Source organism: Deltaproteobacteria bacterium (assembly GCA_020845775.1).
GTDB lineage: Bacteria > Bdellovibrionota_C > UBA2361 > SZUA-149 > JADLFC01 > JADLFC01.
The window spans coordinates 1-21,811 of sequence record JADLFC010000084.1 but is presented as its reverse complement, the minus strand read 5'-3'; the positions used below and the strand labels follow the sequence as shown (position 1 = coordinate 21,811).

The following is a 21,811-nucleotide window of genomic DNA, read 5'->3' as shown; positions in this document are numbered from 1 at the left end:
TTTTCTAAAAGCATTGCACCGCCTTGGCCTTTAATCATATTGAGGTCACCATCAACCTCGTCCGCACCGTCAAAAGACCAGTCCAGCGAGTAATCCCCCAGGGGGGAAAGCACGGCAATTCCCGCCTTGGCAGCTTTTAAACTTATGCCGTGGGAGGTTGGAACGCCGCTAATCTGAAGTCCTTCCGCTCTAATGCGTTTGCCAATTAGCTCAACCGCCAGTTCCGCAGTCGTTCCCGACCCTAGGCCAATAGTCTCCCGGTCTTTAACTCGCTTCGCTAAGATTTCAGCAACGGCAGCCTTCATCGACGGGATGAGCTTAGCAACAACACTGCGACTTCTCGCTTTTTCCCGAAGTCGACAATTCACTTTCTAGCTCAATTGCCTTTGGAAAGAGAATGTTGTTCTCGAGATGAACGTGCTTGTGCAAATCGGTTTCAAACTCCTCCAATTTCTGAATCAAAACACTAACCGTGTTGCAAGCATCCTGCGGAACTACATAGCCGTTTGTCAACTTAGCAATTTGCTTCAAAATATCCCCAGCGACATCGTGCTCATGCTCCATCATGCTAATTGGATTTGCCACAGTGCCAAAAGGAGGCATCGGCGCTCGCAAATTCTTTGCTTTGCTCTCTGCCATTTGTTTGATAAACGGAAACAATATGTGCTCTTCCTTGCGCATGTGCATCTGTAGTTCTTGAGCAACTTCGTGAAAAAGCTCGTTAATCTTAACAAATTCCGGCTTGTTGCTGCCATGCACTACGGCAACCTTGTCAGAGTACTGAATTATTAAGGGAATATTTTCCGCCACGTAACTGTGATGGGTGTCGAGTATATAGTCGATTAAAACATCCAAACTCCACGCGTCAAAATCGCTAGCCTTCTCGACATTCTGCTCAAGGCGCGACAAATCACCCATCAAATCGTCTAAATTAACCCCCTTACTTGCACAAGCATCCTTAACCGAACGTTTTCCTCCACAACAAAAATCTATTCCATATCTCTTAAAGATATCTGCAGCTCTAAAATTTTGAGAAACAACTTCACCTACTGTCTTTGATTCCAGATTTTCCATATTAACCTCATTACTAACCGCCTACAAAAACACCTTATGCAAACGGCACAAAATAAATTATTTTTAGTATAATAATAACCAGCAAAACCTGTTTGGCAAGGCTTCCCTATAAATTTCTCGCAGAAAATGAATACGATTCAACCAGAGCCTTGAACGCTGGATATGCTTCATTAAAAGCATCCTCGGAACGAGCACTTATGGCAATCATAACAACTATGTTGGGCTCATTTATGTAGGCTACTGCCTCATGGCTTTGCAGGCCCTCTTTTCCCCCGGTAAAAGACTTCACTATAGCTGATTTATTGTCGCGCTTGGTGCGAATATCAGGAACGCGTTTCACTTCGACTTTCGGCTTGCCCTTGCGAAACTCCTGAATATCGTCCTCCATCACTTGCTCAAACGATCGCACGCCGTTTCTAATTTTGCTTAGCGCGCCTGCATACATAACCGCCTCGGCGTACTTAAAAGTTTCTCCCTTTGGGTGAAACACAAGCGGCAATCCAAGCTCTCTCGCCATTTCATAATCTACAACCCAAGACTTAGGCGTATTTAGATAAAACTCGGCGCGAACGTCGCTATCTCCGCCCAAACTCGAGAAATCTATGTCGCCAAGCTCGACTCTTACTCCTCTCGAACAGGCAACAGACGACAATAATAATAGAGAGGTCAAGAATAATATTTTTCTATAGCCACCCATACTCATCGCTCTAAGCATCCTCGTTGTTTTTTGCTGCACCGTCGCGGCAGAAATGGAGATAAAAAAATGCGCCCTGAGAGATTCGAACTCCCGACCTACTGGTTCGAAGCCAGTTGCTCTATCCAGCTGAGCTAAGAGCGCACAAAACAAATTGCTAATTTAACAAATCCCGTTAAAACTTTGTCCAAACAAACGCAGTTCAATTTTTTCTATAACTCCCTGAACAAAGCGACTTAACAAACCGCCCTCCCAAAAACCGCGCTTTTGACTAAGAATAATCAAATCCCTGTCTCGGTTTGCTTCTAACAGATATTGTTGAGAAGTAGCAATATCATCTACCAACCCCAAGCCCAATTCAACGCTTTCCCGTGCCGTCCAATGTTCGCCAGTTTCAACAACTTCCATTTTTACATCTTTGCGATATTTTTTTACAGCCTCCAAAAAGAGCCGATGAATCGCATTTAATTGTTGCTTAAATTTTTCGACCTCCTCCTCAGTTGCCTCATCTGTCAAACTAACGGTCCTCTTATATTTTCCAGCAGTAAATGTGCGTGGGTTTATATTATAATCTTCCAATAGACCCCTCAAATTGGGAACAAAAGCCATCACTCCTACTGAGCCTACCATGGAAAATGGCGCCGCTATTATTTTATGTGCTGGCAGACTCATCAAATAGCCTCCAGACGCGGCTACTACATCTATGCAAACTGTAAGCTTTAAGCCCGCATCGCGCACCCGCTCCATTTGAGAATAAACATTGCCATAAGGCGACACGGCACCACCGGGAGAATTCACCACGACAACGACCTCATCAATTTCAGATTTATTTATGATTACTTCATCAATTAATTGCCCAAACGACTTATATTGCTTGGCACCAATGTCGCCGACAAAGGTTAACACTGCTAGAGGCTTAAGTTTTTCGGCCTTAGCACCAGCTTGCTCGAGAAGACACTTGTAGGCGACTTTTCTTGTGAATTGACTGTCCTTGTGGTATCGCCAAAGTCCACAAGCGTCGCGTTCGAGTTTGCATTTGCCGCGATTTTTTCGCCAAATGCAAAACACTATTATGCTAATAATAACGCCGACAATGCCTATGAGACTTAGCTTGGTTGTGTAAGTAAAATCCAAAGATACCTATTGCTCTGTACTTGTGACTGTAACGAAATTGTCCTATTGAATGATGCTTGTGGGTCGTGCCCATGTGGAACCGTATTGGTTTGCCATAAGTTTAATGAAAATGAAAGGAGTGCAAGATGGCTGAATCAGTTTTTGACTGCGTCGTTATTGGTGCGGGACCTGGCGGTTACGTAGCTGCAATTAGGGCCGCACAACTAGGTTTAAAAACCGCGGTTATAGAAAAGGAATCCCCGGGAGGAATTTGCCTTAACTGGGGGTGCATACCAACTAAAGCCCTATTAAAGAGCGCAGAAGCCTTCCACACACTCCGCCATGCCAATGAATATGGCCTCGAAGCAAAGGAAATAGCCTTTGACTTTTCTCAAATAATGAAGCGATCTCGCGAAGTAGTAGATAAAATGACAAAAGGTGTGAGATTTTTGCTAAAAAAGAACAAAGTCACCCTTATAATGGGAACTGCGCAATTCGATTCACCAGGGCGCATAATCGTGTCGGAAGAAAATGGCAACAAATTACCCATAGAATATAAAAACGCAATTATTGCTACCGGCGGACGGGCTCGGACACTAAAATCGCTTCCCGTCGACGAAGAACGCATCATAACCTATCGACAAGCTCTGGCGCTAAAGGAGCTCCCACAAAAAATATTGATCGTGGGCGCCGGAGCTATAGGAATTGAATTTGCCTATTTCTTTAAAGAGCTCGGTGCGGATGTTACCGTTGTAGAAATCATGGAAAACATCTTGCCCATAGAGGACGAAGAAATATCCCAGACACTTGCCAAGAATCTTGCAAAGAACAAGATGACAATTAAAACTGGCACTGCGGTTGAAAGTTTAAAGCGCCACGGCAATACAGTAAGTGCATTACTAAAGACACAAGACAAGGTCGAACAGTGGGATGGAGATTACTGCCTAGTAGCCGTCGGCATAGTGGGTAACGTCGAAAATATCGGCTTAGAAAGAGTTGGGATAACCCCAGAACGAACTTTTATCGAGGTAGACCATTATTATCGAACAGGCGTAGATGGCATTTATGCTATTGGCGACGTAATTGGCCCCCCTCAACTCGCACACGTTGCTAGTCACGAGGGCATTATCGCTGCCGAACACATTGCGGGCTTGTCGCCTCACCAACTTAACTACAATTTCGTGCCCGGCTGCACTTACTGCCAACCACAAGTTGGCTCGATTGGCATTAGCGAGAAAAAAGCTAAGGAAGCCGGTTATAATATTAAAGTTGGGAAGTTCCCCTTTATGGCAAGCGGCAAGGCGGTAGCGGCTAACCAGGCAGAAGGTTTTGTAAAAGTAGTAATCGACTCAACCTCGGAAGAAGTTCTTGGCATTCACATAATTCACAGCGAAGCTACCGAACTAATCGGCGAGGCATCAATAATCCTCTCTCATGAGGGCATCGCGTCGAGTGTGGCAAATACAGTTCATGCCCATCCGACGTTATCAGAAGCCATTATGGAAGCCATGGCCGATGCTCTAGGTAGAGCTGTCCACGTTTAACTAACTATTTACCACACTTGCCAATGCCAAGCGCAAAGACAAACAGCAAGAACAAAAAGGCAGCGAACATCGATCGCCACGACGCAAACCATCTCATCGAAGCATACAAGGAAATGGTTTGCGCTCGTAAACTCGACGAAAAGGCCATTCTGCTCTACAAGCAAAACAAGTGTTTTTTTCAAATAGGCTGTGCCGGCCACGAAGCCATCCAACTCGCAGCGGCCCATTCGCTCCGCAGTGGATATGACTGGTTTCATCCCTACTACCGCGACTTGGCATTTTGCTTGAGTATAGGCATGACCGATAAAGAGTTTATGCTTAATGCCATGAACAAAGCAGCCGACCCCAATTCAGGTGGTCGACAAATGCCGATGCACTTTGGACACGCAAAGCTAAACATCGTAAGTCAAAGCTCACCTACGGGAACGCAATACTTGCACGCCATTGGAAGCGCCATGGCCATAAAATATGTCGGTTCTGACGCTGTAGTCTATGTCTCATCTGGCGAAGGCACAACTTCCGAAGGGGCTTATCACGAGGCTTTAAATTTCGCAGCTCGCAATAAACTTCCAGTTATTTTTTGCATTCAAAACAACAAATTCGCCATATCGGTTCCGATTTCTGAACAAACGGCCGGTTGCAGCATAGCAAAAATTTCATCCGGCTTTGAAGGCTTAGATGTTGTGGAAGTAGATGGCGTTGACTACTTGGAATCCCTTCTGGCCTGCAAAAATGCCGTCGCACGGGCAAGAAGTGGTGGCGGACCCACAGTCATAGTGGCAGACGTAGTTCGTCTCCAAAGTCATTCTATTTCGGACAATCAACTTAAATATCGAAGCATCGAATCGCTTGAGGAGGACAAGAAAAGAGACCCAGTTAAACTTCTGGGCGAACTATTAGTTGCCCAAAAAATCGTTGCATCGACAAAAGATTTGGACAAGATTCAGCAAGAAATTCAAAGCAAAGTCGACGAGGCCGCTAAATGGGCCGAGCAGCAAGCAGAACCATTGCCCGCCTCCTGCACCGAGCATGTATACGCCATAGACGACACGACGATTTGCCAATTAGGCAGCGACGAACAACAAGCAAGTGGCCCGGAAAGCTTCATCGTGGATGCCCTTAATCATGCACTAGACGAAGAACTTAGTTTAAACCCTAACATGCTTATGTTTGGGCAGGACATTGCAGACCCGAAAGGCGGCGTATTTGGCGTAACTGCTGGACTATCAACTAAATATGGGAAAAAACGCGTATTTAACGCACCACTAGCCGAATCGCTAATAGCGGGAACTGCTCTTGGCATGGCAGTTAGCGGGCTTAGACCAGTAATAGAGATTCAATTTGCCGACTTTGCTTGGGCGGCAATGATGCAGATTCGCAATGAAATTGCGCTCATCCATTATCGCTCTAACGGTGCATTTTCCTGTCCGCTAGTAATTCGCATTCCAGTAGGCGGATACATTCACGGCGGGATATACCATTCGCAAAACATAGAAGCGACATTTAGCCACTATCCGGGACTTTATGTCGTTTATCCCTCTAACGCTACAGACGCCAAGGGCCTTTTAAAAACCTGCATGCGCTCCAAAAACCCTGTTTTATTCTTGGAACACAAAGGTTTGTATCGCCAGGTGTATGCTAAGGGCAGAGAAGGAGGAATAAACGACTGCATACCTTTAGGTCGCGCCAAAATATTACGCCAAGGAAGTGACTTAAGCGTCGTAACCTGGGGCGCACTCGTTCAGAAGTCGCTAATTGCCGCTGAGAAACTCTCTAAGGAGGGTCTCAACATAGAAGTAATCGATATTCGAAGCATACTACCCTTAGATACCGAGACGATATTGACGAGCGTAAAAAAGACAGGCAGGGTTTTAGTGGCTCACGAAGACTCGTTATTTATGGGTTTTGGGGCTGAAATTGCGGCTCTCCTCGCCGATAAAGCTTTTAAATATCTCGATGCCCCGATACGACGGCTAGGAGGCGAAAATACGCCCATTCCGCATTCTCCAGTCCTCGAGTCTGAGGTTCTTCCGCAAACAGAAGATTGCATACAGGCGATGAGAGAAATTTTGAAATATTAGTTAAGACAGTGTAATTTGCAAACAGAATTAACCATCGTTAATTCTTAGGTGCTTGCTTGAGTTAGGAGTAATAAAATGAAAGTTGAAATGATAATGCCACAAATGGGTGAATCCATAGCTGAAGCTACAATTCTTAAGTGGCTAAAGTCAGTAGGAGATAAGGTTACTAAAGACGAAACTATTTTAGAAATTTCCACCGACAAAGTTGACTCAGAAATTCCAGCACCAGAAACTGGCACACTTGTGGAACTGAAGGCCACTGAAGGAGAGGTTGTCCCGGTTAGATCTATTATAGCAGTAATCGACACTGAAGCTTCTGGCGCCGCTGCGGTAACTGCTCCAAAGCCTGCGGCTAAACCCCAGCCAGCTCAAGCTACGCCGTTAGCAGCTAAAGCTAGCGTTGAGACAAAATCGATTGCGGCTACCCCTGTCGCCATGGAGGAGCATGAAGACACGGGAAGATTTTATTCGCCGCTAGTAAAAAGTTTAAGCGAACAACACAATGTAACTTTGGGTGAGTTAGATACAATTCACGGAAGCGGAGCAGGAGGTCGAGTTACTAAAGGCGATTTAATGGAATATTTAAAAAATCGCGATTCAGTCGCTTCATCAAAGCCTCAAGCTGCACATAAGACTCCCTCAGCAGGGGCAGCAGTAGCCACAGCGAGTCCTACTGCACGTCCCTCCTATGGGCCAGACGGCTTGTTCGTGGAAAAAATGTCAAACATGCGACAAAAGATTGCCGAGCACATGGTTCGATCTAATGCTACGAGTCCTCATGTGTATTCGACAGCCGAAGTGGACGTAACTAATATCGCTCGCTGGCGAAATGCAAATCAATCGCAAATGGTCGCTAGAGAAGGTTTTAAGCTGAGTTTTACGCCTTTTTTCCTTGAAGCTGCGGTAAAAGCCTTAATTGAGTATCCGTACGTAAACGCGTCTATTGAGCAAGACAATATCATTCTTAAAAAGAATATTAACCTTGGTTGTGCGGTAGCACTTGGCGAAACTGGTTTAATCGTGCCAGTTATCCACAACGCGGCAGAGCTCAACCTAGTTGGCATCGCCAAGGCTCTTAATGATTTAACAACTAGGGCTCGCAATAAACAATTAAAACCAGAAGACGTTCAAGGCGGAACATTTACCGTTACTAACGCTGGTGTTTACGGTAGTATCCTCGGGGCTCCCATCATTAACCAACCACAGTTAGCAATTTTAAGCATTGGTGCCATTAAGAAGCGGCCCGTTGTCATTAATGACATGATTGCAATTCGCGACATCGTCTATATCACACTTGGATATGACCATCGACTAATCGACGGAGCTTTGGGCGGTAAATTTTTGCAGTTTATTACAAAATACCTCGAATCCTGGAGCGACGACCGCAAGCTGTAAAAAATAACGCGGATATTATGCAATCCACTGACGACTTGCCGCGAAGAAAATTCAAGCGCATAGCTAAGAGAGTTCTCAGCAAGTTTTTTAGCGATTGTGGTTTAGTTGAGCTTTTTGCCAAAAAGATTTCTATGCCCTGGAAAATCTTGATGTATCACAGAGTAGTCGACCCCGATGGCCTTGATTGCCCCATCGAGCCGGGGATGTACGTGCAGCCTGAAACCTTCTTTCGCCACATGGATTACCTGGCAACAAATTGCAATGTAATCCCCCTTGAACAACTGGTAAAGGCAATCGACGCAAAGGAAAAGATTGCAGAAAAGACAGTCGCTATCACTTTTGACGATGGATGGGTAGATAATTTCTCGACTGCGTTCCCCTCACTAAAAGAACATGGGCTTCCCGCTACGATTTTCCTTGCGACTTCTTTCGTCGGAACAAATGGAACTTTTTGGACTAATTCTCTAGCACTTGCACTCCACCGCTTGCAGCAGAAACGCGCAAAGATTGAGGGGTTTTTAAAGCAGTCTTTTGTAAGTCCGAAAATTGCCGATCTCATATCCGCAATAATTTTTTGCACAGATAAAGCACAGGCAAACGAGAAGCTAAGCTCCCTACTCACCCACATGAAAAACCTTCCATCTAAGGAGCAAGACGTAGTTCTTCAAGCTCTATGCGAATTGGCGGAAGTCGATACGGACGTGGCTGCCAAACGTTCGTTTCTATCTTGGGCAGAGATTCAAGAAATGTCGCGACACAACATTTCATTTGGTTGCCATTCCCACTCACACGCTAACCTTACTGAACTTAGCGAAGGAGAGCTGCGAACCGATATCAATTCATCCTTGGCGGCATTTAGTGCTCACAATATTAAGCCATCCTCGGTATTTTGTTATCCAGGCGGTTATTTCAATGAAAAAACTCAAGCCTGTTTGCAAACATTAGGCTTTCGCTATTGCTTAGCCGCTAGCTCGTACACGCCAAAAGCCCCCACAACCCCAACTATGTTGGGACGCGTCAGTATTCACGAGGACATAAGTAACACTTGTGAGACATACGCTTGCAGGATTTGGATGGGATTATGAGCAAGCGGCAGCACAGCAATGTGCAGACGCCTAGGAGCACACCCATAGTTGCAAGTGTAAATTTCGCCCACAGATTTCTATCTATTTATCTCTACTACTCTGGCAAACTAGAAGCTCACAAGAACAATCGCCCTCAAAAGTGGACGATTTTACGCTATCAACGAGTAATCGAGCCAAGCCGCCAACCCTATCCGATTTCTGTAGGACAGTACGTTACTCCCAAAACTTTTGAAATGCACCTTAGATTTTTGAGAAAGAAGTGCAATGTAATATCCTTGGATTCCCTGCTCGAATCTCTAGACAACCAAAAGGCAATTCCCAAAGATACCGTTGTAATTACCATAGATGACGGCTACGTAGACAATTACGTCTACGCATTCCCACTGCTGCAAAAACACGGCCTACCCGCAACATTTTTTATCCCAACGAGCTTTATTGGTTCTATGGACATGTTTTGGCCCGATAAGATTATGGCTGCCATACTTACGCTTTTTGCACATGGCGTCACTTTTAGTCAGATTGACATAATCGAGAAGGATTTCCCGGATCTATTCAGCAGCACCAAGGAGGATTTTAGTAGCACTATTGCAAAGACGAGTATTCTAATAAACCTTCTAAAAGAAGTCGATCCAAACGAACGAGCAAGGATCATGGCTCACATAGGCGTATTTCTCGATGAGGTAGGAGGATTCTCCATGGATCGCTATTTTCTTAACTGGCATGAGGTCAGAGAGATGAGCTCCTCCCCCTTAGTAATTTTTGGCTCCCAAGGAGCGTCTCATGCAAATTACAATGAGTTATCGCCAGAAGAAATCATAGAGGACATTCGCAATTCGTATTTGGACTTTCGCGCAAACGACATAACGCCAACTAAGGTTTTTTGCTATCCTTCTGGGCTTTTTAGCAAAAATAACCGCCAGCTCCTTGCCAAACTGGGCATGGAAAAGGTATTAGCCATCGGAGATTTCTCGTTGCCTCAGGCCGAAAATGAGAAAGCTTTAAAAACACTAGTTTTAGGAAGGGTGCAAATGTTCGATTCAGCCTCCTTCTCTAACGACCTCTTTGCTTGTAGAATATGGCGTGCTTCGGCATTTGGTGTGCCATTTTGAAGTCTTAACCCAACACATGATTGAAGAAGCAGTCTACAATATGGCTAACACGCTTTGCGCCCACATGCAGCGCCTTGCTGAGGCATTGCCCGAATACGAGCTCAACCTGACATGGCCTTCTGTTGGCACACTTGATCTGCTGACGTATCACCTTCGGGGGAAAACCACTCTAGAAGAAAACGACCTCTACTTAATTAACTGTGTAGCAGCCTATTTGGCAGGCATGACACACGACATCTGGGCTCGCTATCCCGAGCGACTAGCTATCGATGTAAAACTCTCTCCCAGCGTAAAAGAGGAAGTAATAATTGCCGCGCGCTTCACGAGTGGCCCTCTAGCAAACAAAACCTTTTCAATTTACTTAAGCCAGATTTTAAACAACTTGTTGGTAAATCCGCCTAAAGTGTTACCAGTCTTTGCTGATTTTAGGCGCAGAGTGCCAAGCGACCACAACATTCTTAGCCTTTTTGCCACTGGACTTTTTTCTGGACTTTGCCCCTTTTTTGCAGAGGGCCCCTGGAATTCTGCATCAATAGCCGATTGTGCCGAACACCTTTCGATTTTCGAGCAAGTGCTTGCAAAGAGCGCCGCCACTTACTACGCCAAAGTGTTTCCGCTTGAGCTCTTGGGACAAAATCACGAGATCTACTTAAACAATTTAGTACTTCCCCCTGCTGGACATAAAGAAGACTTTGTAGCATGTCGAGCGACTGCGAACTTAACTAGCTTTTTAGTAAAACAAAAATGCCTGCCCAAGGACGTAGAGAGGCTTGCTGTAAACTTGGCTAGAAGCCCCGATGAACTCATTTCTCAAGCAGGGCTAGCTCTTGCAATCGCCCTGCAAAAAAGGGAGGTTGAGCCACCGCTATATATTAGGAGCATTTGCGAGGCCAAGAAAAACTATGTGCATCTCTTGAGGCCAGCGGTAATGCTGGCGCGAAAAGTTCTTGGCATTCCACATGATTGGGCAATATGCTTAGAGCAAGGCAAGATTGAAAAGGCAATTGAGCTTATCGAGCTTGAAAAATACTTCGGCCTTTTGCCACACTTAATACTTCCGCCTAAAATGGTTTCACAAGCAGAACTTAAACCCTTGTTTAATGCAATTGCCTGGTCGAACGTAGATGCTGGAATGCAGGCAATCGATTATTTTAAAACTAAAAATATTTCCTCGCCAGAGTTATTGCTACAGGAAATCTACTTTAGGCTAATAAGGGACGAAATAGATAAGACCGAGGAATTATTAGCTACATTTATAGGCACGTATAGCGACGGTGCTTTTTCGCAAATGCACATAGCCCTTAAACTGCAAGCACTATGCGCTTTCCTGAAAAATGATTTCTTAGCAGCGTCGCGCATACTTGAGCAGGCACTGCAAGTGGACATTAGTGGCGACACAAGCGAATTTGTAGCAATTTCGAATGACTATGCCTGGAGCTTAATGCTGTTATTCAGGCCCGAACACGCACTGCCTATTTTAGATTCTGCTATAGCTAAAGATCCACATTCGATCCTAGCGCGCGTAAATCGCCTCCGCGTTTTAGAAATGCTAGAAAGAAAAGACGACATGCAAATCGACCTAGCAGAGCTAAAGCGTTTTGCGCCAATGCATAGAACGGTGTTTTCTTACTTGCTGGCAAATATTTAGTCGCACGTAGAACGAAACTAGAACGACTCTAAAACGCTTTTGTGAATTGCTGCAATTTTCTCGACTTGTTCATTCCCTTCGGCCGAACTACTATCGCTTGCAGACGTAAAGTTCATAAAAGCTATATCGAGCTCACCTCGACTGTATTGCCTACTCGGATCTAGCCCCAAGGCCTTATAATACTCTAACTCCTCTGCCGACATTTCGCTTAGCGACCTTCCGCTCTCAGCTCTATTAGCCCGCGCAACCTGTTCGGCAATCTTCCCCGATGCTTCTTGCCGCATGTTATCAAGAATCATAACAGCCTCGCTCTTAAGCGATGTTCCGAGGGTATCAATTGCCTTTTTCCACCTATTCATTTCATAATCCCATTCTTGCTCCCATCCACCTGTGCCAGTGTTCCACGGCATCTCGAACATGCCGTGAATTCTGGCAGCTCCGGCAAGAGCTTGCGCGTAATTTGAATTCAGTGAATCGTACTCACCCCAGTTAGATCTAAGCGCAAGCCTATCAATATAGAATGAATCCATGGCGTCCGCCGCGGCATCTAGCCTATCCACTACGGAATGATCATCGGCAAACTTGGCCGCACGCCCTACAAATCCTTTTGCACCTTTGGCAACGGAATCAGATCTGCCCCCAGGTCCGGACGAGGCGCCGGACATGGCGCCTCGAGCTGCACCCGCTGCTACTTTTAACCCAATCGAGGTCTTGGCCAGCTCATCAACTCCCATTCCCATGTATCCAGAACTTCGATCCGTCGCCGAACCAGCCGCACTCATAGGAGAGTCAAAATAACCAAACCTGCGCCCTGCTGCCTTTGAATTTTCTAAACTAGCAGCCTCCCCTGTTCTTCCTCCGCTGTCGTTATTCATCTTGTTCACGGCATCATTCATGGAGTTCCTTAGCGCGAGCCCCCTAAAGGCATCGATATTCATCTGCGAATTGACCATCATTGCCGGCATACTTATTCCACTCGCCCCCTCAGCGCCTACATAAGGCCCAATATACTGTTTAGCACCAGCAGCAATTAAACCTACACCTCCAGTAAGACCTCCAATTATTAAGTAAGATAATATCGTAGGAATCGCGTGAAGTGCCACAGCTATGATGTTGTAATAAGTAGCGAGATTAAAAGTCGGATCCATCTCCCGCATGCTCCAAATTGCGATTGGCAAATCTGGACTTAGCTGCAAGGACTCACTAGTCGTAACCGACTGCATATTCGTAACAAAGAGCGAAAATAAGATGTCATCCAAGAGCATCACTATCGCAAAACCTAGATCCCAGCACTTTAGCCACGCCCATAGTACAAACCACAAGAAAAAACCCTGGTGTTTTCCCGGGATAATTAACAAAAAGCAAAAAAATGGATAGGCAATTGAAAGCAGGTATAATCCTAATCCCTGATAATATGGAAGCGTTGCCGCGGAGACCATTGCCCGCATTCGAGAATCGTACTCGCGGTTCTTTACTCGCATCCTTTCGGTTGCAGAAGCATTGCTCTCCGGCGGAAGCGCCAACTGTTGAGCCATGTCCGTATGTTGTTCGTATGGCGCCATCAGCGCAGAAATCGAGCGTTTATTAAATTCAGCCCGAAAAAGGTGTTTAGCAATAAACCTGGCAATTCCAAGCGGGCTATCCTGATTCGTAAACCTCTTAAACTCCTCGAGAGTACTTTCTTCCGAGATGCCCTTGGCCTTGCTCTCGGCTTGTTTCTTTTCTGCAATTCGCTTCGTCTCTCGGTGAAGACCAGCGTAAACGAAATTCCAAATATCGCGACAACTAAACACTTCCGCCTGAATAGCTCGATAAAAATCGGCATCTTCCTGGGCTTTCTTCTCTAACGCCCCTTTTACCTCCTCGCCCTTTGGCGTATCCGGATTAATAGCTCCAGACTTATCTGCATAGGGCGCTAACATCTCACTAGTTGCCTGCTCCTTCTGCTCTACCTCCGGCAGATAATCCTCTGTAACGCTATTTGCCGGGGCCTTGCACTCGGCCTTCGCGCCTGCCTCATAACAAAGAGAGCGCATGTTAGCTATTTCGTCATCAATTGAACTAACCACCACCATGTCAAACAATTCGCCATAATCCGTCCTCAGAGACGCAAGATATTTTGCCTCTAAATTCTTCAATCTAATATGACGCCGTTCGACCAAAGCCGCATATTCCCTGCCAAGGAGCTCCTGCTTTTCAATATCTTGTCCCTCATTCTCAGGATCTTTTACTATAACTCCGCGATTAGCAGGCTCGGCCATTTCCTGAGCCTTTTCTAGAACCTTGTTGCACTCGGCTAAAAATCCTCTCTGCACCAACATCCTAAACCCTGCCTCCTGAACCACAGGAGAAGCCATGCTCGTATAAAGCTGTGCTCGTATGAGAAATTTTTTGTCAGCCTCCTTTCTATCAGCATTAAGAAAATCTACAAGACTGCTAACTGTCGTGCTTACAAGTGCATTAAAGTACGCAAAGACGCGGCTTATCTTCGGCTGATATGGTTTATCTACGCCCTTGAGCTGCTCAATAACTTGCTCTTCTAGTTGCGCCCTATCTCTAGGTTCACCTCCAAACTGCCAGTCCGAACCAGCAGTATCAGTACGATCGAACAGGCAAAAGTAAAACAGACCGGGGCCAAGCAATAACCAGACGCTAAACTTATATTCGCCCATTAGGACGTAGCTAATTATGCCAATTAACACTGCCACAATATAGAGCAAGCTACCCATGGCACTTGCAAATGGAGTCCCCATGGCATCGATTAGCCATGATTGGTAATAGTACCCAGCAGTCTCTAATGCCGCGCCAATGAGTGTCCCCGATGAGCCAATAAAATCTGCCATACTGCTATTATCTAAAACGATCTAGTATCCAGGCCCACACACCTTTACCATTATCCAATCCCTGTTTAAAACCGCCGTCAAACTGATTATCGATTTGCCTATCGACTACCTTCCTAACGGCGCCACCCCATTGATAATTCCTGCGCGCAAGAACCAGGTCAATTAAAGCCCCGGTAGGAAAATCGTCGTTAAAATCGTGATTGGAATACTTTAGCATAACCGCAAGTTGAGATCTCTCCATATTGGCTCTCGACATAGATGCCTCCCAAGCCGAATTCGCCATGTTGTATTGAATCTTCGCCGTAGCTCTTTGCTTGCCATATTCGCTCGCAGTTTTTCCAAGCTCAGAAAATGCGCTTGCCACTGCACTCTGAAAAGTAGCTCCCTGATTTTTTGATCTCTTTGCCAGATCATCGAACAACTTACTCTTAGTCGCCGCACTCACTCCTAGTGAAGTAAGAACTTCGCCATCTAAAATTGCCGACGCCATGGAATTATGTGCTGCCCGACTTATAGACTTCTGCGCTTGAGCACTTATTTCTTGCACCCTTGCACTTCGATAGAACGAAGACATGGCGTAACCGATATTCCCCGAAAACTGGCTAAATCCATTATTTACAGCATCTAAAATTTCACCCCCTGCTCTTTTTACAAACATCCCGGTGAGTGCCGGCACGCCGAGGATTAGCGTTGCCATTATGTTGTAGTAAATCTGAACGGAATAAGTAGGATCAGCAGCCAACACCATCTGAAACGCCTCACCTGGATTGCTTAACTTATCCCCAACTAACTGTGGTCCATGGGGAAGTAGGGCATAGAGCAATTCATCTATAATCATCACAACCGCATAGCCAAAATCCCAGCTCTTTGCCCAAAACCATAACGCCATCCAGGTGAAAAATGTGCGATGCCTTCCGGGAATAATTAGCGCGAAACTAAAGAAAGGAAATGAGAGCGAAAGAAAGTAAAGCACTATCCCCTGTAGGTACGGAAGGGCGAGAACCGCTGATAAATACTCTCCCTTTCCCACATATTCATACCCAGGGGCTAAGTGTCGCAAATCACGAGATACATCAAAGTGATCCTTTTTACCTGGATCGTTTGGGTACATCTTGTTATAGGGATGCTTGTCAGATTCGATTCTTAAATGCCTACTAAGTGAAAGCTGTGCTAAACTAGGATTTATTTCCTTTGCGGACTCCATAAATAGCTTTACGGCAATGGCGTTTACCATAATGAGAACTTGTTGGTCGCTACACTCTTGTTCCGACAACGAAGCCTCATTGCCCATCTCGTCCTTGTAATTACACAGCTCTCCGTTTGGATTAAACTTTTTCCCTAAATCCTTTAAGACATCCTTCTGCTCCAAACCCTGAACTCGCCCTGCATCTGCTACCCTACTAACGAGCTTGTTTGCCTCGTTTTTTAGCGCCAATATCGCTAAGTCCCACAAATCCCTACAAACGTAAGCCTCCTTTAATTCTTTGACGCCTTCTCCAAAATAGTTGCCCTTATACAGCTCTTCAATAATTGGATAATTTTCGTCCTGCCTAGTTATAGTAACTTGCGAGTCGATTTGTTTTAACTTTGCCCTAATTGCCTCATTCTCGTGCTCAGTTCTTGCCCCAATGTAAAGAGCTTGCTGCAAACCATAGTATTCAACGCATTTAGGACCTAAGGTGATTAGCTTTAAAAACTTTTCTACTTCCGGATCCTCGACTTTTAGGTTAAAGAGTTTTACATATCGCTCGGCCCGCTGAACAAAACTTACATCGCTTTTTACGTCCGTTAAATAGAGAGCTGACGTTAAGCCGCGCATCAAGCTCGAAACAAAATTGTTCCATATAGCAAACACCTGCGCGACTTTTACCGGCTTAAGTTCATTCTTATCACTCTCCTTTGACGAATTGTTTGCAATTTGCGACTTGCCATCAGCAACCCCTTCAACCGACTTAAAAACCATTTCGGTGCTATGCTGCCTATCGCCAAACACCCATTTGGCTCCATAACTTTCAACTCTCGTGCTAATCACCCACCAATACAGCGCTGGGCCAATTAACAGCCATGCGCCAAACTTGTATCTTCCCCCTACCGCAATGCAGACCAAGGCCGAAATGACGGAAATCACGTAGAGAAGAGCACCTAAGTCACTGGCCAAACCCGCATCGAGAATCTTTAGGAATTCAGCCTGCAAATGGTGGCCAGCAGTTTCCAGACCAGCAGCAACCAGCGTGCCCACGCTGCCAATCATTTTGGTATCTGCTATCTCATAACCCATAAACGCTCTCGCCTATGCCCTCCATGCAATAAGATTTCGGCAAAACTAATCGCTTTCACCTCCCGTAAAGGGCTTGGTTTTAGGAGGATGTTGATAAGTAGTATTTGTATTATCGGCCTTTTCCGATGCAATGCCAGGAATATGGCTTCCACTCACTGCCGAACGAGCTTCGTACTGCTCTCTCTCCTTATTCCCCTCAGCAAGTATTCCAAGCTGCGAGGTCCCCTTGCGCCAGGACATCCTTCTGCCCTCTAATGCCGCGCGATCGTTTGCTAGCTCCCTTTGCTCAGCGCCAAAGCCATAATCAAACGCCTTCTTATCTGCCTCTCCGCGGGCATAACGAGCTGGAGCTCCATCACCAGTCGAAGCGCGACTAACCCCATCGGATGTTTGGCCCAAATTCTGATAAGCCTTTAGCGCTGCCGCCTCAGCCGCCTTTGCTTCGTTATACTCTAGCGCTGCGTGTTTAATCGTAGCTTCATTTCTCCTATGGCCCTTTACAACATCTGGGCCCCAGCGCTCGGCCTGTCCATTAATGCTAAGCTTTAGCGCATTGTATAGGTCAGTTGCCCCCATGCATAAGTGCGCGGTTAGTGCCGGAACCGAAAGCGTAAGCAAGGCGATAATCGAATAATAAGTATTTAAACTTGACGTTGGATCGTTTAAGTAAATTAGATTAAATACACTAGAAGGATCTGCCCAGTCCAAGTCCTCAAATGTGCCCCAATTTGCATCCGTCCTTACTTCCCCGGCATGCGGCATGGAATCCCAAAATATGTCCCGCATAAAGTGCACAAAGGCAAATCCAACATCCCAGCTCTTTACCCACAGCCATAGCGACATCCAAACAAAGAATCCGCTAATTCTTCCGGGCAACAGTAAGCAAAAACTAAAAAAAGGAAATGCCGCCGTGAGAATATACAGCAAGACTCCTTGAATATATGGAACTGAGCCAGCAAAATAAGTTATTATCATCCTGCCCCCATTCGATTCATGGCCAGCGATATTGCCAAATATATTTCTCTGCATACGGCCATGCATGGGCTCCTTGTTGGACAAATTGTTAAGCATGGCACCGTGGGCGGTATTTGCAATGCTGTTTTTTAGGTAATACGCTGCTAAGATTTCAAACGCTTTGGTTAAATCCTTTTCGTCATTTCCTACGAGCTTTTTCTTCACCTCCTCATACACATTGTCCCAATTTACGTTCTTATCTTCATCTAAGGCTAGTTCGCGCTCCTGTGGTTTTAGATCCTCCTTAGCCTTTAAAAGGCAAGCCTGCTTTGTGTAATCCCACACGTCTTTGCAAGTCACGTTGTCTCCAGGTGAAAACCCCAGGCTAGTTACATAGACGCGCAAATCCCCTTCTAGTGGTACTAGCTCCTTAATAAGAGCTTGATACCGCGCCTCCTTGTCCTCCCTCTCCTTAATTTTAGAGGCGTACTCTGGATCCTCTGGAGTAGTATTTTGCAGACGAGGCGAAGAAATGTCTTTTTTAAGGGCTATTGCCTTGGCACAGTTTCCCATTAATCCACGGCTTAAGAGACGCAAGAAATTTTTGTCCTCGACTCGATTTTGCAGCACTCGAGTCATGACGCGCTCTCGCGCCACGAACAAAAGGTCTTCTCGCTTTTGCATGTCGACTAAAAAACTCGAAACCGTTTGGATAATATTTGAAATTAAATTGTCGTAGTAAATAAAAAATTCTGATACTTCTGCGTGCTTGTAGCGATTTAAATCTTTCGCATCTCTATAACGCTTTGGATCTCCTGCATAACTCAAGAATCCAATTTGCTCCTGCGAATTAGCATCGTTTGTCACACCGTGAGCAGTAGAGGTAACAGGATTAGTAGCAGTAAGTATCCACCAAAATATGGCTGGGGCAAGTATCAGATATGCACCCATGCGATAGTTGCCGTATAAGGCCACAGACAATATAGCACTCAAAGCCGCCATCATATATAGAAGCGCACCAAGTGACTGAAAAAACGGCGAAAAATTCTCTAGCACCTGGCTCTGTGCATATAGGCCAGCTGTCTCCATAACAGCCGCAATAAACTGCCCAGCTGCTCCAACTACACCATCACTTGTTTCTAGTATTTGCTCCACTGCCTATTTCGAAACCCCATAAACAAACTAAAATCCAAAAAATTTTCTCACACCGACCACGACGTCGTTTGCAGCAGCGCGGGCCGCCTCTGACCACCTTTGTCGCTTTAGATGCATCTCTGTAGCTTTAAGCGCTGCGGCGGCGTCTTTCGGCGCATCAGTTTGATTCCAAAACTCACCTCTGCCGCTAAGGCCAGAACGAATGGCATTCATAGTGTAGAATTCTGGCGTTTGGGTAGCATTGAAGTAATGCAACTCGGCATTGCTGCTAAGAATCTTTGCTCGAGCATTATTTGCACTTCTTAACATATTAATTCCAGTGCCGTGCGTATAATAGGCAGCCGCAGCTCCGGCAACAGCCATCCCCAACAGCCCACCACTTCCTATAGTAAGCGCGGCTATGCCAACCCCCGCGGCGACCCCAAGCGCACCGATTCCTGCCCATTTTAAAGCCTTTCCCCAGCCAGTCGATTTATCTGCTTCTGCCTTTGCCCGCGTCACACTGCTGTTTGCATCTTGATGCAAGCGCTGGTTTACATAATCTCGTAGGAATTTTTCTCGAATGTAATCAGTCCTCATCACCTGGTCATGTGCCACGCGGTTTGCAACTGAACCCGAAAGTTTTTGACTCATGGATTTTAAACCATTTACGAGCATTCCAGCCATGGCTTGTTTAGAGCCAAGAACTAGTTTTGCAGCAAGCACAGGAACTGCACTTATTAGCACACCAATAATCATGTAATAATGCGACAAATGGTAGGCCGGGTCGTGCTGAAAAGCCATTTCGAGAATGCTAATGGGCCCATGATTTGTATCTTGATCGGGATTGTACACAGAACTATGAGGCATCAAGTCCCACCAAAAATCATCTATCACGTATACTATGGCATACCCCAAGTCCCAGCTCTTTACCCAAGTCCAAATTGCAAACCAGCTAAAAAACGACATCGCCTTCCCAGGGATAACTACTAGCAGGGCAAAAAATGGAAACGTGATTGCAAGCGCATAAAGGAATATACCCTGCAAATAGGGTATCACTTGCGCAAAAATAAACATCTCGTATCTCTGCGATTGTGCCATCGTATGCTTATGACTCTGCTGCGTAAAATCGTTTACCTGGTCTTTAGTCATTTTAACGCTAAAGTTGTATGGCCTAGTGTATACGCCCGAATGATTTGCTAACTCCTGATACGTGCCAGAGCGCGTATCGCTTAACAGAGTTTTTCGTAGCAATATCCCCCCTACGACAATAGGGATAACCGATACATCCGTCCCATGAGACGTATCTACTGTAGTGGGCAAGAGTTTTACGGCTATTTCATTCCAGATCTCCTCGTAAATATTTTTATACTCCTCCTTTCCATCGGCGTACTTCGCAATGTATTTTTTCTCAGCATCTTTCTGTAACTGTCCAGCTTCCTTAGCCAAACCTATGCCAGTCCAGCACCATAATTGCCTGCAACTCACTGGCCGATGCAGTACTTCCTCAGGTGTAAACCCATCCTTGGTAAAATCGATATCGAGATTGCTATCTGTCCGGTCGCTATTGCAGTTTAGATCGAAATTATTCTTACTCTGTTCTATTCTAACTGCGTTAAACAAGTCATAAAGGTAATTGTACTCCGGCGTATTGGCATCTAAAGTAATGTCGTAGCGCTTAATATCGCTTACATACTCCCCTATAGCGGCACGATATTCTGGGGAACCGTTGTTCATATCAGTAAACCACTCTGACTCCCTATTTCCCAAGGCAATCATGCGTGCATTGTTCATCTCCTTGGCACAAGCGCCCTTAATGCCTCGATGTATTAGCGCTAATAGCCCAGGGTTATCGAGCTCTGCCCGAAATAGCCTGTCCATGATGCGTTGCCTACTCATGAACTTTATCTGCTTGGCTAAATCGCCGTTTGTAACTACTCCGATAAACGACTGGATTAAATCTGAGATGAGTTGATTGTAGGCATCAAACAGCCAAGGAACTTTAGCATTAACGCTGTCCTTAGCACCAAGGACGTCCAGCACCTCTTTTTGACTCTTAGTTTTTCCGTATTGCCACTCAGCTCCGCTTGAATTTACTTGCGGATCTATAAGCCACCAAAAAAGCCCAGGCCCAACTAGAAACCATACCGCTGCCCTATAATTTCCCATCAATGAAACACTAATGATGGCACTTATCGCGCACGTCATGTATATGAGCGCACCCATTTCGCCAATCATCACACCTAGCTCAGCAAGAACTATGGATAAGCCCTTATAGCCTGACGTCTCAAGTGCTGCCGCCATCAATGTTCCCGTTGCCGCGGCCATTTACTCCTTCGCCCCCTTTTGGTCTACATCTCGCCTCCACGGCCAATCCTTAGTAGGGTCAAAGAGACTATTTAGCGGATCGAACTTTCTATATCGATCGATAAAATTGTCTTCAGGTATGCTACTATCGTCCTTAAAATTGGGTAATTTGTCTGCTAATTTTGATGTATCTAGATGAGCAAGCCCAATACCTCCAAGCGCCGCTAGCCCGCGCATTGATTGACCGGATAAACTATTTAAATTATTTAACAGGAACCCTATTATGTCAGTTCCAAACTCTACGGCTGTCTTTAAACGGTCTACGTCTTTCTTGACGACATCCCTTGCCTTCTTAAAGGCATTCATCTCAAATGAGCCAGAGCCGTCTACGGCAGCGCCCGCTGCCTCGTGCATGATTTGGTATTTTCCAAAGCGGCCAAACAAACCATCGTAGGCACTTGCATAATAGGCCGCATACGAAGCTTCCTTACTTAGCATTTCGATACCGTACTTCGAACCCTTTTCGATTCCCGTAATTCCACTGCTCAACAT

The 21,811-nt window shown here is 45.6% G+C and carries 15 protein-coding genes and 1 tRNA gene; 6 read left to right on the top strand and 10 right to left on the bottom strand.

Going from position 1 to position 21,811, the window contains the following annotated elements; genetic code table 11:
- From IT291_05340 to IT291_05320, 5 genes are all read right to left on the bottom strand, one after another.
- On the bottom strand, positions 1–305 hold a 305-nt coding region (locus IT291_05340; GenBank protein MCC6220651.1), incomplete at its 3' end, for a ribose-5-phosphate isomerase A.
- Positions 306–318: 13 nt separating this feature from the next.
- Positions 319–1,074 (bottom strand): iron-sulfur cluster repair di-iron protein, encoded by a 756-nt coding sequence (ric, locus tag IT291_05335; GenBank protein ID MCC6220650.1) that lies wholly within the window; start codon positions 1,072–1,074, stop codon positions 319–321.
- Positions 1,075–1,180: 106 nt separating this feature from the next.
- Positions 1,181–1,771 carry a hypothetical protein gene (locus IT291_05330; GenBank protein MCC6220649.1) on the bottom strand — a complete coding sequence of 197 codons (591 nt, stop codon included), beginning with the start codon at positions 1,769–1,771 and terminating at the stop codon, positions 1,181–1,183.
- A 67-nt stretch (positions 1,772–1,838) separates the two neighbouring features.
- A tRNA-Arg gene (locus IT291_05325) sits at positions 1,839–1,912 on the bottom strand.
- A gap of 18 nt (positions 1,913–1,930) precedes the next feature.
- Positions 1,931–2,902 carry a S49 family peptidase gene (locus IT291_05320; protein ID MCC6220648.1) on the bottom strand — a complete coding sequence of 324 codons (972 nt, stop codon included), beginning with the start codon at positions 2,900–2,902 and terminating at the stop codon, positions 1,931–1,933.
- A gap of 125 nt (positions 2,903–3,027) precedes the next feature.
- Here IT291_05320 and lpdA point away from each other — a divergent pair, with 125 nt between their 5' ends.
- From lpdA to IT291_05290, 6 genes are all read left to right on the top strand, one after another.
- A complete protein-coding gene (gene lpdA, locus IT291_05315; protein MCC6220647.1) occupies positions 3,028–4,425 on the top strand; it encodes a dihydrolipoyl dehydrogenase in 1,398 nt (465 codons plus the stop codon).
- A gap of 23 nt (positions 4,426–4,448) precedes the next feature.
- On the top strand, positions 4,449–6,506 hold the full coding sequence (locus IT291_05310) for a dehydrogenase E1 component subunit alpha/beta (GenBank protein ID MCC6220646.1): 2,058 nt from the start codon (positions 4,449–4,451) through the stop codon (positions 6,504–6,506).
- A 75-nt stretch (positions 6,507–6,581) separates the two neighbouring features.
- Entirely contained in the window at positions 6,582–7,901 is a 1,320-nt protein-coding gene (locus tag IT291_05305) for a 2-oxo acid dehydrogenase subunit E2 (GenBank protein ID MCC6220645.1), read from the top strand.
- 17 nt (positions 7,902–7,918) lie between these two features.
- The gene (locus IT291_05300) at positions 7,919–8,986 is read left to right on the top strand and encodes a polysaccharide deacetylase family protein (GenBank protein MCC6220644.1); all 1,068 of its coding nucleotides are present in this window, start codon (positions 7,919–7,921) and stop codon (positions 8,984–8,986) included.
- On the top strand, positions 8,983–10,095 hold the full coding sequence (locus IT291_05295) for a polysaccharide deacetylase family protein (protein MCC6220643.1): 1,113 nt from the start codon (positions 8,983–8,985) through the stop codon (positions 10,093–10,095). Before IT291_05300 ends, IT291_05295 begins: the two co-directional genes overlap by 4 nt.
- A gap of 40 nt (positions 10,096–10,135) precedes the next feature.
- A complete protein-coding gene (locus IT291_05290; protein ID MCC6220642.1) occupies positions 10,136–11,743 on the top strand; it encodes a hypothetical protein in 1,608 nt (535 codons plus the stop codon).
- Between the two features lie 17 nt (positions 11,744–11,760).
- On the opposite strand, the gene IT291_05285 is transcribed toward IT291_05290, so the two are convergent.
- From IT291_05285 to IT291_05265, 5 genes are all read right to left on the bottom strand, one after another.
- A complete protein-coding gene (locus IT291_05285) occupies positions 11,761–14,586 on the bottom strand; it encodes a hypothetical protein (GenBank protein ID MCC6220641.1) in 2,826 nt (941 codons plus the stop codon).
- A 7-nt stretch (positions 14,587–14,593) separates the two neighbouring features.
- Positions 14,594–16,864, bottom strand: coding sequence for a hypothetical protein (locus tag IT291_05280; protein MCC6220640.1), 2,271 nt, complete (start codon positions 16,862–16,864; stop codon positions 14,594–14,596).
- 45 nt (positions 16,865–16,909) lie between these two features.
- The gene (locus tag IT291_05275) at positions 16,910–18,973 is read right to left on the bottom strand and encodes a hypothetical protein (GenBank protein ID MCC6220639.1); all 2,064 of its coding nucleotides are present in this window, start codon (positions 18,971–18,973) and stop codon (positions 16,910–16,912) included.
- Between the two features lie 27 nt (positions 18,974–19,000).
- Complete coding sequence (locus IT291_05270; protein MCC6220638.1) at positions 19,001–21,280, bottom strand: conjugal transfer protein TraG N-terminal domain-containing protein; 2,280 nt, start codon at positions 21,278–21,280, stop codon at positions 19,001–19,003.
- A partial coding sequence (locus IT291_05265) for a hypothetical protein (protein ID MCC6220637.1) occupies positions 21,281–21,811 on the bottom strand: 531 nt, incomplete at its 5' end.

Excerpts from the sequence above, each read along its gene's own strand:
- IT291_05305 (MCC6220645.1), top strand. The coding sequence starts at position 6,582 with ATGAAAGTTGAAATGATAATGCCACAAATGGGTGAATCCATAGCTGAA.
- IT291_05290 (MCC6220642.1), top strand. The coding sequence starts at position 10,136 with ATGGCTAACACGCTTTGCGCCCACATGCAGCGCCTTGCTGAGGCATTG.
- IT291_05285 (MCC6220641.1), bottom strand. The coding sequence starts at position 14,586 with ATGGCAGATTTTATTGGCTCATCGGGGACACTCATTGGCGCGGCATTA.
- lpdA (MCC6220647.1), top strand. The coding sequence starts at position 3,028 with ATGGCTGAATCAGTTTTTGACTGCGTCGTTATTGGTGCGGGACCTGGC.
- ric (MCC6220650.1), bottom strand. The coding sequence starts at position 1,074 with ATGGAAAATCTGGAATCAAAGACAGTAGGTGAAGTTGTTTCTCAAAAT.
- IT291_05300 (MCC6220644.1), top strand. The coding sequence starts at position 7,919 with ATGCAATCCACTGACGACTTGCCGCGAAGAAAATTCAAGCGCATAGCT.
- IT291_05270 (MCC6220638.1), bottom strand. The coding sequence starts at position 21,280 with ATGGCCGCGGCAACGGGAACATTGATGGCGGCAGCACTTGAGACGTCA.
- IT291_05310 (MCC6220646.1), top strand. The coding sequence starts at position 4,449 with ATGCCAAGCGCAAAGACAAACAGCAAGAACAAAAAGGCAGCGAACATC.
- IT291_05330 (MCC6220649.1), bottom strand. The coding sequence starts at position 1,771 with ATGGGTGGCTATAGAAAAATATTATTCTTGACCTCTCTATTATTATTG.
- IT291_05280 (MCC6220640.1), bottom strand. The coding sequence starts at position 16,864 with ATGGGTTATGAGATAGCAGATACCAAAATGATTGGCAGCGTGGGCACG.
- IT291_05295 (MCC6220643.1), top strand. The coding sequence starts at position 8,983 with ATGAGCAAGCGGCAGCACAGCAATGTGCAGACGCCTAGGAGCACACCC.